Annotated in this window: 12 protein-coding genes; 8 read left to right on the top strand and 4 right to left on the bottom strand. The window is 41.1% G+C overall.

The window, feature by feature from the left end; genetic code table 11:
• Nucleotides 1-32: 32 nt before the first annotated feature.
• Both prfA and B5Y40_RS15135 read left to right on the top strand, forming a co-directional pair.
• Entirely contained in the window at nt 33-1,109 is a 1,077-nt protein-coding gene (gene prfA / locus B5Y40_RS15140; protein WP_079687634.1) for a peptide chain release factor 1, read from the top strand.
• A gap of 182 nt (nt 1,110-1,291) precedes the next feature.
• The gene (locus B5Y40_RS15135; protein ID WP_079687633.1) at nt 1,292-1,888 is read left to right on the top strand and encodes a LemA family protein; all 597 of its coding nucleotides are present in this window, start codon (nt 1,292-1,294) and stop codon (nt 1,886-1,888) included.
• A gap of 183 nt (nt 1,889-2,071) precedes the next feature.
• On the opposite strand, the gene B5Y40_RS15130 is transcribed toward B5Y40_RS15135, so the two are convergent.
• Nucleotides 2,072-3,064, bottom strand: a complete 993-nt coding sequence (locus B5Y40_RS15130; protein ID WP_079687632.1) for an aspartate-semialdehyde dehydrogenase — start codon at nt 3,062-3,064, stop codon at nt 2,072-2,074.
• Between the two features lie 153 nt (nt 3,065-3,217).
• On the opposite strand from B5Y40_RS15130, the gene B5Y40_RS15125 reads away from it, so the two are divergent.
• On the top strand, nt 3,218-5,470 hold the full coding sequence (locus B5Y40_RS15125; protein WP_159453709.1) for a lamin tail domain-containing protein: 2,253 nt from the start codon (nt 3,218-3,220) through the stop codon (nt 5,468-5,470).
• Between the two features lie 28 nt (nt 5,471-5,498).
• Here the strand turns inward: B5Y40_RS15125 and B5Y40_RS15120 are convergent, their stop codons facing one another.
• Nucleotides 5,499-6,212, bottom strand: coding sequence for a pyridoxine 5'-phosphate synthase (locus B5Y40_RS15120; RefSeq protein WP_079687630.1), 714 nt, complete (start codon nt 6,210-6,212; stop codon nt 5,499-5,501).
• 75 nt (nt 6,213-6,287) lie between these two features.
• On the opposite strand from B5Y40_RS15120, the gene B5Y40_RS15115 reads away from it, so the two are divergent.
• The 3 genes from B5Y40_RS15115 (at nt 6,288) to B5Y40_RS15105 (ending at nt 8,347) form a co-directional block, all read left to right on the top strand.
• Nucleotides 6,288-6,740, top strand: a complete 453-nt coding sequence (locus tag B5Y40_RS15115) for a GatB/YqeY domain-containing protein (RefSeq protein WP_079687629.1) — start codon at nt 6,288-6,290, stop codon at nt 6,738-6,740.
• A gap of 168 nt (nt 6,741-6,908) precedes the next feature.
• Nucleotides 6,909-7,661: an alpha/beta fold hydrolase gene (locus B5Y40_RS15110; RefSeq protein WP_079687628.1), complete on the top strand. Its 753-nt coding sequence runs from the start codon at nt 6,909-6,911 to the stop codon at nt 7,659-7,661.
• A gap of 47 nt (nt 7,662-7,708) precedes the next feature.
• Nucleotides 7,709-8,347 (top strand): CBS domain-containing protein, encoded by a 639-nt coding sequence (locus B5Y40_RS15105; RefSeq protein WP_079688450.1) that lies wholly within the window; start codon nt 7,709-7,711, stop codon nt 8,345-8,347.
• 82 nt (nt 8,348-8,429) lie between these two features.
• Here B5Y40_RS15105 and B5Y40_RS15100 read toward each other — a convergent pair whose 3' ends face one another.
• Together B5Y40_RS15100 and B5Y40_RS15095 are read right to left on the bottom strand one after the other, a co-directional pair.
• Nucleotides 8,430-9,353 (bottom strand): heme-dependent oxidative N-demethylase subunit alpha family protein, encoded by a 924-nt coding sequence (locus tag B5Y40_RS15100; RefSeq protein WP_079687627.1) that lies wholly within the window; start codon nt 9,351-9,353, stop codon nt 8,430-8,432.
• A gap of 39 nt (nt 9,354-9,392) precedes the next feature.
• Complete coding sequence (locus tag B5Y40_RS15095; protein ID WP_079687626.1) at nt 9,393-10,172, bottom strand: alpha/beta fold hydrolase; 780 nt, start codon at nt 10,170-10,172, stop codon at nt 9,393-9,395.
• A 194-nt stretch (nt 10,173-10,366) separates the two neighbouring features.
• Between B5Y40_RS15095 and lysA the strand changes: the two genes are divergently transcribed.
• Together lysA and B5Y40_RS15085 are read left to right on the top strand one after the other, a co-directional pair.
• Nucleotides 10,367-11,599: a diaminopimelate decarboxylase gene (gene lysA, locus B5Y40_RS15090; RefSeq protein WP_079688449.1), complete on the top strand. Its 1,233-nt coding sequence runs from the start codon at nt 10,367-10,369 to the stop codon at nt 11,597-11,599.
• A gap of 114 nt (nt 11,600-11,713) precedes the next feature.
• On the top strand, nt 11,714-13,813 hold the full coding sequence (locus B5Y40_RS15085; protein ID WP_079687625.1) for a protein-disulfide reductase DsbD family protein: 2,100 nt from the start codon (nt 11,714-11,716) through the stop codon (nt 13,811-13,813).
• Nucleotides 13,814-13,927: the final 114 nt, after the last annotated feature.

The following is a 13,927-nucleotide window of genomic DNA, read 5'->3' as shown; positions in this document are numbered from 1 at the left end:
TATTAGCTACCTTTGCCGACTGATTTTAGCGTATGATTGAAAAACTGGAAGAAATTAAGCTGCGATTCGAAGAAGTAGGCCAGCTGCTGGCACAGCCGGATACCGTTAGCGATATGAAAAAATTCTCGCAGCTCAGCAAAGAATACAGAGATCTTGAAAAAATTGTAGTGAAGTATAATCAGTACATGGACGCCAGAGGACATCTGCAGCAAGCCAAAGAAGTACTGGAAAAAGAAAAAGATCCGGAGTTACGTGAACTCGCGAAAATGGAAATCGATGAGCTTACTCCAAAGATTGAAGTTTTGGATGGACAGCTGAAAGAACTCCTGATTCCGAAAGATCCGAATGACGACAAGAATGTGTTGTTAGAGATCCGCGCAGGTACGGGAGGAGATGAAGCTGCAATTTTTGCCGGAGACCTTTGGAGAATGTACCAACGCTTCTGCGACAAACGCGGATTGAAAATGTCTGTGCTGGATGTAACGGAAGGTACAGCCGGTGGCTATAAAGAAGTGATCAGCAGTGTAAGCGGTGAAGGTGCGTATGGATTGTTCAAGTTTGAATCCGGTGTGCATCGCGTACAGCGTGTTCCGGCTACAGAGCAACAAGGCCGCGTTCATACGTCTGCAGCATCTGTGGTGGCACTTCCTGAAGTTGAAGATGTGGAGGAGGTTGTGATCAACCCTGCCGATATAGAAGTTCAGACGGCACGTTCAAGTGGTGCCGGTGGACAGAACGTAAACAAGGTTGAAACGAAAGTACAATTGACGCATAAACCTTCCGGGATTGTTATTACCTGCCAGGTAGAGCGCTCACAACACGGTAACCGCGAACGTGCGTTGCAGATGTTGAAAACAAAGCTATACGAAATAGAAGTCGAGAAGCAGCAAAGTGAACTTGGTACTGCGCGAAGGTCGTTGGTAAGAAGCGGAGATCGTTCAGAGAAAATCAGGACCTATAATTACCCTCAGAGTCGCGTGACGGATCATCGTATAGGCTATACGGTTTATAATTTACCTTCCGTTATGAATGGTGATCTCGATGATTTCATTGAGCAACTTCGCATAGCAGACAGTGCGGAAAAGATGACTGAGGGTTCTTCTAACTAAACCAAAATATAAATCGCGATAATAGGCAAACTAAAAATCGGTGATTGCGTTTTCTTTCTCGCGTAGCTGAGACTTAAAATAAAATGTATAGTAGTGCGTCTTCTCGTAATAAGGAAACGGTGACTGTTATATAGCGTTCAACGCAGTTTTTTTACTAATTTTAAATTGAGTTAATCAACAATATGAAAAAAGGACTAATTATTATTGGAGTCATTATTCTTGCGGTACTGATTCTGTACGGTTTTTTCGCAGGTCGTTATAATACAATGGTTGAGCTACAAGAAAACATTCCGAAAGAATGGGCTCAGGTTGAAAGTCAATATCAACGCAGAGCAGACCTGATCCCTAACCTGGTAAATACAGTGAAGGGTTATGCAAACTTTGAACAGGAGACATTAACCAAAGTAATTGAAGCACGTGCAAGTGCAACACAGGTTAAAGTTGATCCGAGTAACATTACACCAGAACAACTTCAAAAATTTCAACAGGCCCAGAATGGTGTAGGCTCTGCCTTGAGCCGCTTGCTCGTAGTGGCGGAAAATTATCCGGAGCTGAAAGCAAATCAGAATTTCCTGGATCTTCAGGCACAGCTTGAAGGAACAGAAAATAGAATTGCTGTAGCAAGAAATCGTTTCAATGAAGTTGTACAACCGTATAACGTATATATAAAGCGTTTTCCGAATAACATGCTTGCAGGCATGTATGGATTTACATCCAAAGGATATTTCGAAGCAGCAGCAGGCTCTGAAAATGCTCCCACTGTTGATTTTGGAAAATAAGATCTTCTAAACTCTCTGCTTGCAAATAGAGAGAAGCCTGGCCATGGTGGCCAGGCTTTATTTTTTATGGATGTATAGTATATACACCTATACGATTATAATTTACGTCTGTCGTTAATAAACAAAAACAAAGAAGGTCATCTTTTGGATGACCTTCTTTAATTTATATGATATAGTATAGAACTATTCTACCAGGCTTTTCTCTGTCATGAACTCAGCGATCTGAACAGCATTGGTTGCAGCACCTTTACGAAGATTGTCAGCAACGATCCACATGTTTAATGTGTTAGGCTGTGATTCATCTCTGCGCAAGCGACCTACAAATACTTCATCACGACCATGCGAGTTGATCGGCATCGGGTAAATGTTATTCTTTGGATCATCCTGAACGATTACACCGGGAGTATCTGCTAATATAGAGCGCACTTCACTTAACTTGAAGTCTTCATGAAACTCAACATTCACCGCTTCAGAGTGACCACCTACAGATGGAATTCGTACGGTCGTTGAAGTAACGCCAATCGTATTGTCGTTAAGAATCTTGCGTGTTTCATTCACCATCTTCATTTCCTCTTTGGTATAACCATTGTCAAGGAATGAATCGATATGAGGCAGCGCGTTCATGTCGATCGGATGTGGATATACTTTCGGGCCATCAATGCCTTTACGCTCATTCATCATTTGAAGAACAGCATCTTTACCAGTACCGGTAACCGACTGATAAGTTGCTACTACGATTCTCTTGATTTTATATTTCGCATGCAGCGGAGCCAACGCCATTACCATTTGTATGGTAGAGCAATTTGGATTTGCGATAATGCGATCGTCAATTGTAATGACATGACCGTTGATTTCCGGAACGATAAGTTTTTTAGTAGGATCCATTCTCCATGCAGAAGAATTGTCGATCACGATCGTACCTACTTCAGCAAACTTTGGAGCCCACTCCAGTGAAGTTCCGCCACCAGCAGAGAATATAGCAACGTCCGGAGCAAGCTTGATAGCTTCCTCCATACTCTTTATAGTATATTCCTTACCCTTAAACTTTATGATCTGGCCAACCGATTTCGCGGAAGCCACTAAATACAATTCATCAAATCTAAAATCTCTTTCCTCTAATACTTTGAGGATCTCCGCGCCCACTAAACCAGTGGCGCCTACAACTGCGATTTTCATTTTATTTTGTACTTTTAAATTTTAAGGTTAGCAAAAGTAATGTATTCCGTTGTGCCTATTAGAAACATGCTACAAATATTCACATTTTCTATTCTGAAAACGTTTACGAAAAAGAGTTTCATAACGTTTTCCTTCTTGTTCTTTTCCCAACAAATGTTCGCTCAACTCACTGATAGCTTTCAGGATAGCGATTTTTTAAACGACCCAAGCTGGTCTGGACAGAACACAAAATTTACTGTTTTAGCAAATCAACTAAAATTGCAGGCTCCGGCCGTTTCGGATGACGCGTATCTTTCTACGCCAAGCAAATCGATTAATGATGCGAGTTGGGAATTTTATATACGCCTCGGCTTTAACTCCTCCAGCACAAACTACGCTCGCGTTTACCTGGTGTCCAGTCAACAAAATCTCGCTGACACATTGAACGGGTATTTTGTAATGGTTGGCAATACTGCAGATGAAATCAGTTTGTATAAACAAACCGGCTCCTCGAAATCAAAAATTATTGATGGTGTTGATGGTAAACTAAATCTCGCTACCGCTGAAGTGAAAGTGAGAGTAACTCGTGATGCCTCCGGAAACTGGCAGTTATATTCTGATGTCGGTACTACAGGAAACTATATATCTGAGGGGAGTGTAACTGATGCCGAGCATTTTTCCTCAAGCTACTTTGGAGTGTATTGTAGTTATACTGCGACACGTTCTGATAAATTTTACTTTGATGATTTTGTTGTCACGGGCAATCCATATGTTCCACCAGTGCCGCCCTCATTCAAGGATATAGTGTTCACTGAAATTTTTGCAGATCCCTCTCCGCGCGTTGAATTACCCGAAACTGAATACCTCGAACTTTTTAACCGCAGCAACAATGCTTATAATTTATCAGGATGGAAATTGTCGGATGGTTCTTCAACGGCAACGTTACCCTCATATAAATTAAATCCTGGCGAGTATGTTCTTTTGGTGGCATCGTCTTCAGTGGCATCCTATATTACATTTGAAAATGTAGTCGGGCTCAGCTCTTTTCCTTCTTTGAATAATACCGGAGATATAATTGTACTGAAACACACGAATGGTATAACAATAGACTCAGTAAAGTATAGTGATGATTGGTATAGAGACGATGAAAAGAAACAAGGCGGATGGTCGTTGGAGCTGATTGATCCGAATAACCCTTGCGGAGAAGAAAATAACTGGACCGCCTCTGAAGCTGAAAATGGAGGAACGCCTGGAGAACAAAACTCAGTCTTCGCTAATAAGCCGGATCTCACTGCACCCAAACTCATGGCAGCAATTCCTATAGGGGATAACCAACTTCGCCTGGTATTTGATGAAAAGTTACTGAATGAGATTCCAATCGCTGAACATTTTAATTTTCAGCCTGCCGTTGATATTGATCATATAGATTTTGAAGATCAATCCTTGCGTGTGCTAACGGTATCCTTCAGCAATCCACTTCAAAGAAATATACTTTATACTATAGATGTACAGCAGGTGTTTGATTGCAGTGGAAATGAAATACAAGCATCCTTTTCTACATTGGAATTTGCATTGCCTGAGCAAGCAAACGATCTTGATGTTAAAGTCAATGAGGTATTATTTAATCCCCGACCAACCGGTGTCGATTTTTTGGAAGTTGTTAATACTTCAAATAAATATTTAAATCTAAAAGGTTGGTCGCTTGCCACCTTCGAAAATGACTCTCTTGGGAAATTATATACAGTTACAAATGAAGATTTCCTGCTTCGACCCGGAGCATATCTTGTGCTTACAGAAAATACAGATGTTTTGGCGGGAGAATATCCTCAAACAAAAACTGAAAATGTTCTTGAAGTAAAAGCACTTCCCTCATTGAATGACGACACAGGTTCTATCGCAGTTGTATCAGAACAAGGAGTGGTGATCGATCATTTTGCGTACACTAAAGACTATCATTCTGTTTTCATTAAAGATGAAGAGGGTGTTTCGTTGGAACGAATTTCCTTTGAAGAAACAACGAATGATCCCGATAACTGGAAGTCGGCCAGCACACAAAGTGGCTATGCGACACCAGGATTTATAAATTCCAACGCGCGAAATGAAACTGCTATAGCTGAGAATATAACTATATCTCCAGAGATCTTTACACCGATTATTGGTCAGCCGGATTTTACCGAGATACAGTATAAATTTGATCAGGGTGGCTACGTGGCCAACGTAAAAGTATTTGATGCGAATGGACGTCTCACAAAACAACTCGCCAACAATGAGCTGTTAGGCACAGAAGGATTCCTGCGTTGGGATGGTGATCGTGACGATGGCTCGAAGGCACGCGTTGGATACTATATGGTTTGGTTCCAGGTATTCGATGCTACCGGATCCGTTAAAACTTTTACAAAGAAGCTCGCAGTAGCGGCAAAGTTCTAGCGTAAGTATAGCATATACTTAAACAAGCTCACTTCAACTGCTTCAGGTATAGTTGAATTGTATTCTCCAATCCGAAATAAAGCGCATCACATATCAGTGCATGTCCAATGGATACTTCGTCAAGATATGGAATGTTTTGCTTGAGGAATTTAAGATTGTGCAAGTCAAGATCGTGGCCAGCATTTATACCAATCCCACCTTCTTTCGCAATCCTTGCACTTTCTATATAAGGCTTGACAGCAACTTCTTTACTCACCAGAAATTCACTTGCATACGGCTCCGTATATAGTTCGATACGATCAGCACCAATGGCTATAGCACCTTCTACCATACGGGGCGATGGATCAACAAAAATAGAAACACGTGCACCGTGCGATTTAATTTCCTGGCAAAGATCACGTAGTAGCGAAGCATTTTTTATAGTATCCCATCCTGCGTTTGATGTAATAGCATCCGGGGCGTCTGGCACCAGCGTTGCCTGATCAGGTTTGGCCTCTGCTATAATTTTAAGATAGCGTTGATCGGGATATCCCTCAATGTTGAACTCAGTCGTTACTACACCTTTTAGCTGCACAACATCGCTATACCGAATGTGTCGTTCATCGGGACGAGGGTGAACTGTTATACCTTGTGCTCCAAATCGCTCACAATCAATTGTTGTTTTGATCACATCAGGATTATTTCCTCCTCTGGCATTTCGGAGTGTAGCAATTTTGTTAATATTGACGCTTAGTTTGGTCATGGTATATAATGCTTCAAGTAAAAAAACGAACGATCAGCTAATTTGATTTCGCAAAATAATATTAAAGACAAAAATATGAGCCTTAAGCAACAAATAGATAGCGACATAAAAAAAGCAATGCTTGCCAAAAACAAAGAAGAGTTAGAGGCACTGCGGAGTGTTAAGTCGTTGATCCTGTTGGCAGAAACTGAAAAAGGTGGAAGTGGCGATATCTCTGCGGATACAGAGAATAAATTGTTGATGAAGGCTGCCAAACAACGCAAAGAATCTGCTGATATATTTTCACAGCAAGGCCGTAAAGATCTGGCAGATAAGGAAGTGTTTCAACTTGAAATAATAAGCCGCTATCTGCCGAAACAATTATCGACAGAAGAAGTGGAAGCCGAGCTTATAAAAATCAAGGAAGAAGTAGGCGCCAAAGGTCCACAGGATATGGGCAAGGTAATGGGTATCGCTACCAAGAAACTTGCTGGCCAGGCCGATGGAAAAGTTATTTCTGAATTGGTAAAAAAAATATTGGCAGGCTGATTCCCCAAAATCAATTTACACCCATCACCAGGTATAGGTATATTGATCATATATAAGATTAACTAATTTTCGTTAGTAGCCCCTGAATGTGTTTTAAAACTGCATTGAAAATAAATTTTTCATACTGATAGTTTTTTTTCCTTACTTATCGACATTAATTCATTCGACATGGCCATATTGGTTAAAGAAGAGAACGGGTTTAAGTTTGTAGACGAAGGACAAGGAGATACATTATTATTACTCCATGGCCTGTTTGGCGCACTTAGCAATTGGGAAGGCGTAGTCGCTCGGTTCTCGAAAAACTTTCGCGTTATAATTCCGATGCTTCCGATTTATGAAATGCCTATAAAAGAAGCCGGACTTGAAGGTTTACGTAAATTTCTGGAAGACTTTGTGGCATTTAAAGGCCTGAAGGATATGATCATCATGGGTAATAGTCTCGGAGGGCATATCGCTTTGATCTATACTTTAAAGAATGGCGAGAAAGTTAAAAAGCTTATCCTCACCGGTAGTTCTGGTTTATTTGAAGATTCCATGGGAGGTTCCTATCCCAAACGTGGAAATTATGAGTATATTAAAGAACGCGTTTCCTATACCTTTTATAATCCGGAAGTTGCTTCTAAAGAATTGGTAGACGAAGTGTTTGATATAACGAAGAGTATTCCCAAGTGTATGCGTATTGTGGCCATTGCAAAATCGGCACAACGGCACAACATGGCCGAAGAGATTCCGAACATAAAGACACCAACTTTATTGGTATGGGGTTTGAATGATACGATAACACCACCGATGGTGGCCTATGAATTTAATAAACTTATACCCAACTCTACATTAAAGTTTATTGACCAATGCTGTCATGCTCCCATGATGGAGCATCCGGAAAAATTCAATGAACTGGTTGAGGAATTTCTACTTCAATAGAGTTAACTAAATTAAACAGCGTGATTGCAGAAGATCTTATAAACCACATGATTCCGCCCCTTAAAGGATCGGATGATGCACACAAGGCGATCGTGTGGATGGAAGAATTCCGCTGCAACTATATGCCTGTGGTAGAAGACAGCAAGCTGCTGGGCTTTATTTCTGAAGAGATCATTCTCGAAACAAACGACATTGATCGTAACGTTCGTGATTTTAATCTCATAGGGCAACAATGTTTTGTTCATCTGGATACTCACTTCTACGACATCCTGAAGGTGGCCGCTGAATATAAATTGCAAATGGTATCTGTGTTAAATGCTGACATGACGTATCACGGTGTGATTACAGTTCAGGATACGCTAACATCTTTTGCACAGACAGCAGCGGTACAAATGCCAGGCAGCGTTCTGGTGTTGTCCATGAATCATATTGATTACTCGCTTGCAGAGATCAGCCGCTTGATTGAGGAGAACCACGCGAAGATATTAAGCAGTATTTTAAAAGAAGATCCACTCGATCCCGGTAAGATTCGCCTGACGCTAAAAATAAATCAACAAGATCTTTCAAGGGTTGTTGCCACACTGGAACGCTTTGGTTACAAAGTCATAGGACGTTACCAGGAAACTAAACCAGTAGTGGGTGAGAAGGACCGCATCGATATGTTGCTGCGCTACCTGGATATATAGAATACAATAATCTCTCCTGTAAATTCTTTAAACGAAAGCAACGGTCAGGCTACTGTTCTTTAATCGTAAGCTTTCAAAACCACTATGCTTGCTTCGCTAAAAATTCTTCCAGCAATTTAATGGATTCTGAAAGCCCTTTGTATTGAAGTGCTTCCGCAGACATGCTTCGTAAAGCAATCAATAACATTTTCTTTTCATCGGCGGTCAGCTCATTCATACTATAAAAATAAGTGCGAATAGTAAAAAGGAATGTGTTGGCGCTACCGAGTCCGATAAGATTCTGTCGCTCGGTTCGTATATACCAAGTGCTGGTGCTATCGTGTTCTCTTCCCTTCCATTCTTTCGCATCTATAGCCGGTGGAGGTATAGGGTGATGATTCAATCTCGTATCGGTAGCCACTCCCCAGGCAAAGCGCGTAAATGGAGAACTTGCATGGACTATAGACTCCAACATTTTGCGATAGTGCAGTAATGTTTTCTCCATGCCGGGAACCGGTGCATGTATAGCCTGAAATGGCTTTCCAATCTTTTCTTCAGGAGCCCAGTGATTGGGGGAACACAAATGAATTGCAGCCAGCCAATCTTCTTCGTTGCTTAGTTGGAAGACTGCTATATCTTCCTGTACCTGGCAACAAAGTGCATCGTACAACGACTGATAGCGATTGGTGTTTACGGTCTGCCAATCTTTATTCCACGTGAATCGTTCACCCGTAAGTTTGTTCAGGAATGAAAGGTCATAATTGTTAACTTCGAATTGATCAGGATATTCTTTTATAAATTGATTGATCAAATATTGATTAACACACTGGATCGTTTCAGGGTTTAATCTCTCCTCACAATAATATTTAGAGATGTTTTCGTTACGACAATCTTTCTTATTATTCAGATATTGCTTGTACGATTCATCAATCTGAAAAATCAGCGCATCTCTACCCGTTGCCTTTGTTGTGGAGGCAAGACCGGGAGCAGTAGAATATATACCGGAAAGGAAAGGTAAATATTTCATAACCAGATCCGCATTGTTATACAGAAGATTATACCATCGTTATTGAACCCACTTCATAACAAGGTCAACGAATTCCTGAGGGTTTTCGGCTTGCACCCAATGACCGGTTTCCATAGTTTCCAGTGTGGCCTGTGGAAACACTTCTTTAATTCTGTTGAGATCGCTATCCAATATATACTTCGATCGTCTTCCGCGAATGAATAATGTTGGCTTATCAAATTTTCCATTGAACTGAAGATCAACACCGATGTTGCCAAGCTGTTGTGTTATCAATGGCAGATTGATCTTCCACGAAAAACCACCTTCTGTTTTGCGTTGTAGATTTTTCAACAGGAATTGGCGCACATCTACTTCGGGAACAAACTCTGCTAAAACGGCATCTGCTTCATTGCGCGATGTAATGGTATCCACAGGTATAGCATTCAATCCTTTTACGATCGTATAATGTTCCAGATCGTAATACCGGGGAGCGATGTCTACTACAATTAATTTCGATAATGCATCGGGATGTGCCAGCGCAAAATTCATAGCCGTTTTACCGCCCATGGAATGTCCGAGAATAACAGGCTCCTGAAGTTTTAACTCATCCAGTAATTCTTTCAGATCACTCACCATGGTTGGATAATCAAAGGTATTGTTGTGATATGATTGTCCGTGATTGGCGAGGTCTACAGTATAAATCTTATAGTTATTGTTCGATAGAAGTCGTGCCTGTGTAAGCCAGTTGTCGGATGAACCGAAAAGTCCGTGAAGAATAACAATGGTCTGTTTTGCGTTCGCGACATCTGAAGGAAGGTACTCTCTGAAAAATAATTTCATCTGAAGTAGACGTTAGTATGGGATTAAATAAAGTAAGTAAAAATGAAAAGCTTATCGTTTCAAGGTTAAAATCGAATCAGGCAATGGATTTTTTTTCAATGTATAAAGAGCAACGTAAAAATCCTGCAAATCGATCCGGTTTATCCGGAAATACAATGAATCCTGATATATATTTGAGGCCTTTAAAATTTAACATGGAGTCTACACAGGGAATGTACACGATTCAAGGTATTGATGTTCTTAAACTTGCAAGCCAGTTTGGTACACCGTTATATGTATATGACGGTGCAAAGATCGCATCACAAGTTTCAAAACTGAAATCTGCGTATGCAGCATCCGATGTAAAAATAAAATACGCGGCCAAAGCACTCACGAATATTTCCATTCTAAAACTAATGCGAAAGAACGGTGTAGGCATGGAGGCAGTGTCGCTGGGTGAAGTTCAACTTGCGTTGCGTGCCGGATACCTTCCTGCGGAGATCACCTTTACTCCTAGTGGTGTTGATTTCAATGAGATAGAAGAAGCTGTGAAAATAGGAATCGCTATCAACCTTGATAACCTGTCAACCTTGCAAAAGTTTGGGGCAAAATTCAAAGACACTTACCCTTGTGGCCTTCGGTTGAATCCAAATATTATGGCCGGTGGAAATATTAAAATATCGACAGGCCATAGTAATTCAAAATTTGGAATTTCGGTTTTACAGTTGTCAGAGATTCTTGATCTGATTAAGAAATTCAATGTCAGAATTAGCGGACTACATATTCATACCGGTTCGGATATAAAAGAGACAGAAGCCTTTTTGAAGACAGCGGAAGTTCTATTTAAAACTGCAAAGAGTTTTCCGGACTTGAAGTTTTTAGATTTTGGCAGCGGCTTTAAAGTAGCGTATAAAGAAGGCGATATCGAAACGGATATTCAGGAGCTTGGTGATAAACTTACAAAAGCGTTCAACGAGTTCTGCGAGAGCTATGGTCGCCAACTTGAACTTTGGCTTGAACCCGGAAAGTTTCTGGTGAGTGAATCCGGTACATTGCTTGTGCAGTCAACCGTTGTAAAGCCTACTCCTACTGTAACTTTTGTAAGCGTAAACTCCGGTTTGAATCATTTGATTCGCCCGATGATGTACGATGCTTATCATCATATAGTAAATATATCAAACTCTACTGCGCCAGTGGATAAATATACTGTGGTAGGGTATATCTGTGAGACCGATACATTTGGAAGTGATCGTGAATTGAATGAAGTCCGCGAAGGCGACATCCTGGCATTCAAAAACGCAGGTGCCTATGGATTTTCTATGGCCTCAAACTATAACTCGCGCCCCAAACCTGCAGAAGTGCTGATTATAAATGGCGAAGCAAAATTGATTCGTGAGCGTGAAACATTCGAAGACCTGCTGAAGGGCCAGGTAGAAGTTGATTTCTGAATCTGTTAATTTATGTTAAAGCCTGTCGATTTTTGTCGCTTGTAATACCTTTCATGTGATGCGTCAACTTTTTTGAAAGGGAGTTCGTTATTTTAGCGCTTGAATTTTTGATACATGCTAAAACGAATCCTTTTCAGTCTCCTCCTGGTAACAACGGTTGCTGGTTACGCTCAAGTTCTTCAACCTGCAAAACTTACCGCAGAGACTCCTACCAAGACTTATAATGTAGGCGATGTTGTCGAGCTGATCTTTAACGCGTCTATTAATAAAAACTGGTATATCTATTCGGTTGACTTTGATCCGGATTGTGGCCCAGTCCCTATGTCTGTTACACTCGAAAAAGATCCAAGCTTTGAATTGGTTGGTCCACTGGTAGCGATTCAAGATAAAACGAAACATGATAAAATATTTGACTGTGACGTAAGGATATTTGAAGGAAGTGGTGAATTCAGACAGAAGATAAAAATACTATCACCCACATTAGTAATAAAAGGAACCTATGAGGGACAAGTTTGCTCGGAAGTAGAAGGTAAATGTGTATTGTTCGATGGCGATCTTCTGTTTGGTACTATAAAAGTTGAAGGTAAAGCGATCGTTGCAAAGAAAACGGAAGATGCAAAACCAGATGTTGAAATCGAAAAACAGAAAGATGAAACAGTAACTCCAGCTATATCTGCTGTTGATACAACGAAGGAAATAGCGACTATAAAAACAGAGGATAAAGTATACGGAGCCACGAAAGGCCCTACACTAGACACCACGTTGGTGAAGGAAGATCCCGCCAAAAATTCTTTCCTCGGATTTTTTCTGTTAGCATTTGTTGCCGGCCTTGCCGCGTTGTTAACGCCTTGTGTTTTCCCAATGATACCGATGACCGTCAGTTTCTTTACGCAGGGGCGCTCAAAATTCCTGGCGTTGATCTACGGACTTTCAATTATCATCATCTATACATTGATCGGTGCTGCTATAGCTCCGCTCATGGGCCCGGAAACAGCAAACCATCTTTCAACGGAATGGCTTCCAAACCTGATCTTCTTTATTGTATTTATAGTCTTCGGACTTTCCTTCCTTGGCTTGTTTGAAATTACACTGCCGGGAACATTCATTAATAAAGTGGATCAACAATCAGAGAAAGGTGGATTGATAGGTGTGTTCTTCATGGCCTTTACATTGGTGCTCGTTTCATTTTCATGCACTGGCCCATTGGTGGGGAGCATTCTTGTTTCCTCTGCCGGTGGCGAATTTTTAAAACCGATTGTTGGGATGTTTGCCTTCTCCTTAGCATTTGCTATACCCTTTACGTTGTTCGCTTTTTTTCCGGGATGGTTGAGCTCTATGCCGAAATCGGGTGGATGGCTGAATGCTGTGAAAGTAGTGCTTGGATTTATAGAGATCGCACTGGCATTCAAATTCCTGAGTATCGCTGATCAGGCGTTTCATTGGGGAATTCTGGATCGTGAGATTAACATTGCCATTTGGATTGTGATAGTATTGCTCATTGGAGTATATCTGATGAAGGGATTCCGTTTGCCAGGCGATACCGGTAAGGATGCAGAAGATAAACGCGTAAGCATTATTCGATTGACGTTTGCTGTCATCGCATTTACGTTTGTGGTATATATCACGCCAGGTATGTGGGGTGCACCATTAAAAGCACTTGCCGGCTATCTGCCGCCCATGTCTACACATGATTTTGATTTGATAGCAGCAACGCGCAACGCGAAGCCTAATCAAATTTGTGACGAACCGAAGTATGGAGACTTCCTGCATTTACCACATGGTATAAACGGATACTTTGATTATGAACAAGCATTGCTTTGCGCACGTCAGCAGAACAAGCCTGTGTTCATCGACTTCACCGGCCATGGCTGTACAAACTGTCGTGAGATGGAAGCCGTGGTATGGTCTGATCCGCAAGTGCTCGATAAACTGAAAAACGAATTTATAGTGGTAGCCCTATATGTAGATGATAAAACAGAGCTACCCGAATCAGAATGGTATACTTCCAAGTACGATAGTAAGGTGAAGAAAACGATCGGTAAACAAAATGCAGATCTTCAAATCGCCAACCTCAACAATAATGCGCAACCATTCTATGTATTGGTTGGAAAAGATGAGCGCGTACTTGTTTCTCCTTATGGTTACGACAAAAGTGTAGAAGGCTTCCTCAAATTTTTGGATGAGGGCAAAAAGAAATTTAAAGAGCTTTATTAAAGTCCAATGCTCCCGCAGATTTCATTAATCTTAAATTTTACTCCCGCAGATTCTCACAGATAGGCGCAGATTTAAATGCATTTATTATCTGCGTTAATCTGTGCAGTTCTGCGG

The organism is Ohtaekwangia koreensis (assembly GCF_900167975.1).
In the GTDB taxonomy this organism is placed as follows: Bacteria; Bacteroidota; Bacteroidia; order Cytophagales; family Cyclobacteriaceae; genus Ohtaekwangia; species Ohtaekwangia koreensis.
The sequence above is the reverse complement of the archived record's forward strand: the minus strand, read 5'-3'. Positions and strand labels throughout refer to the sequence as shown.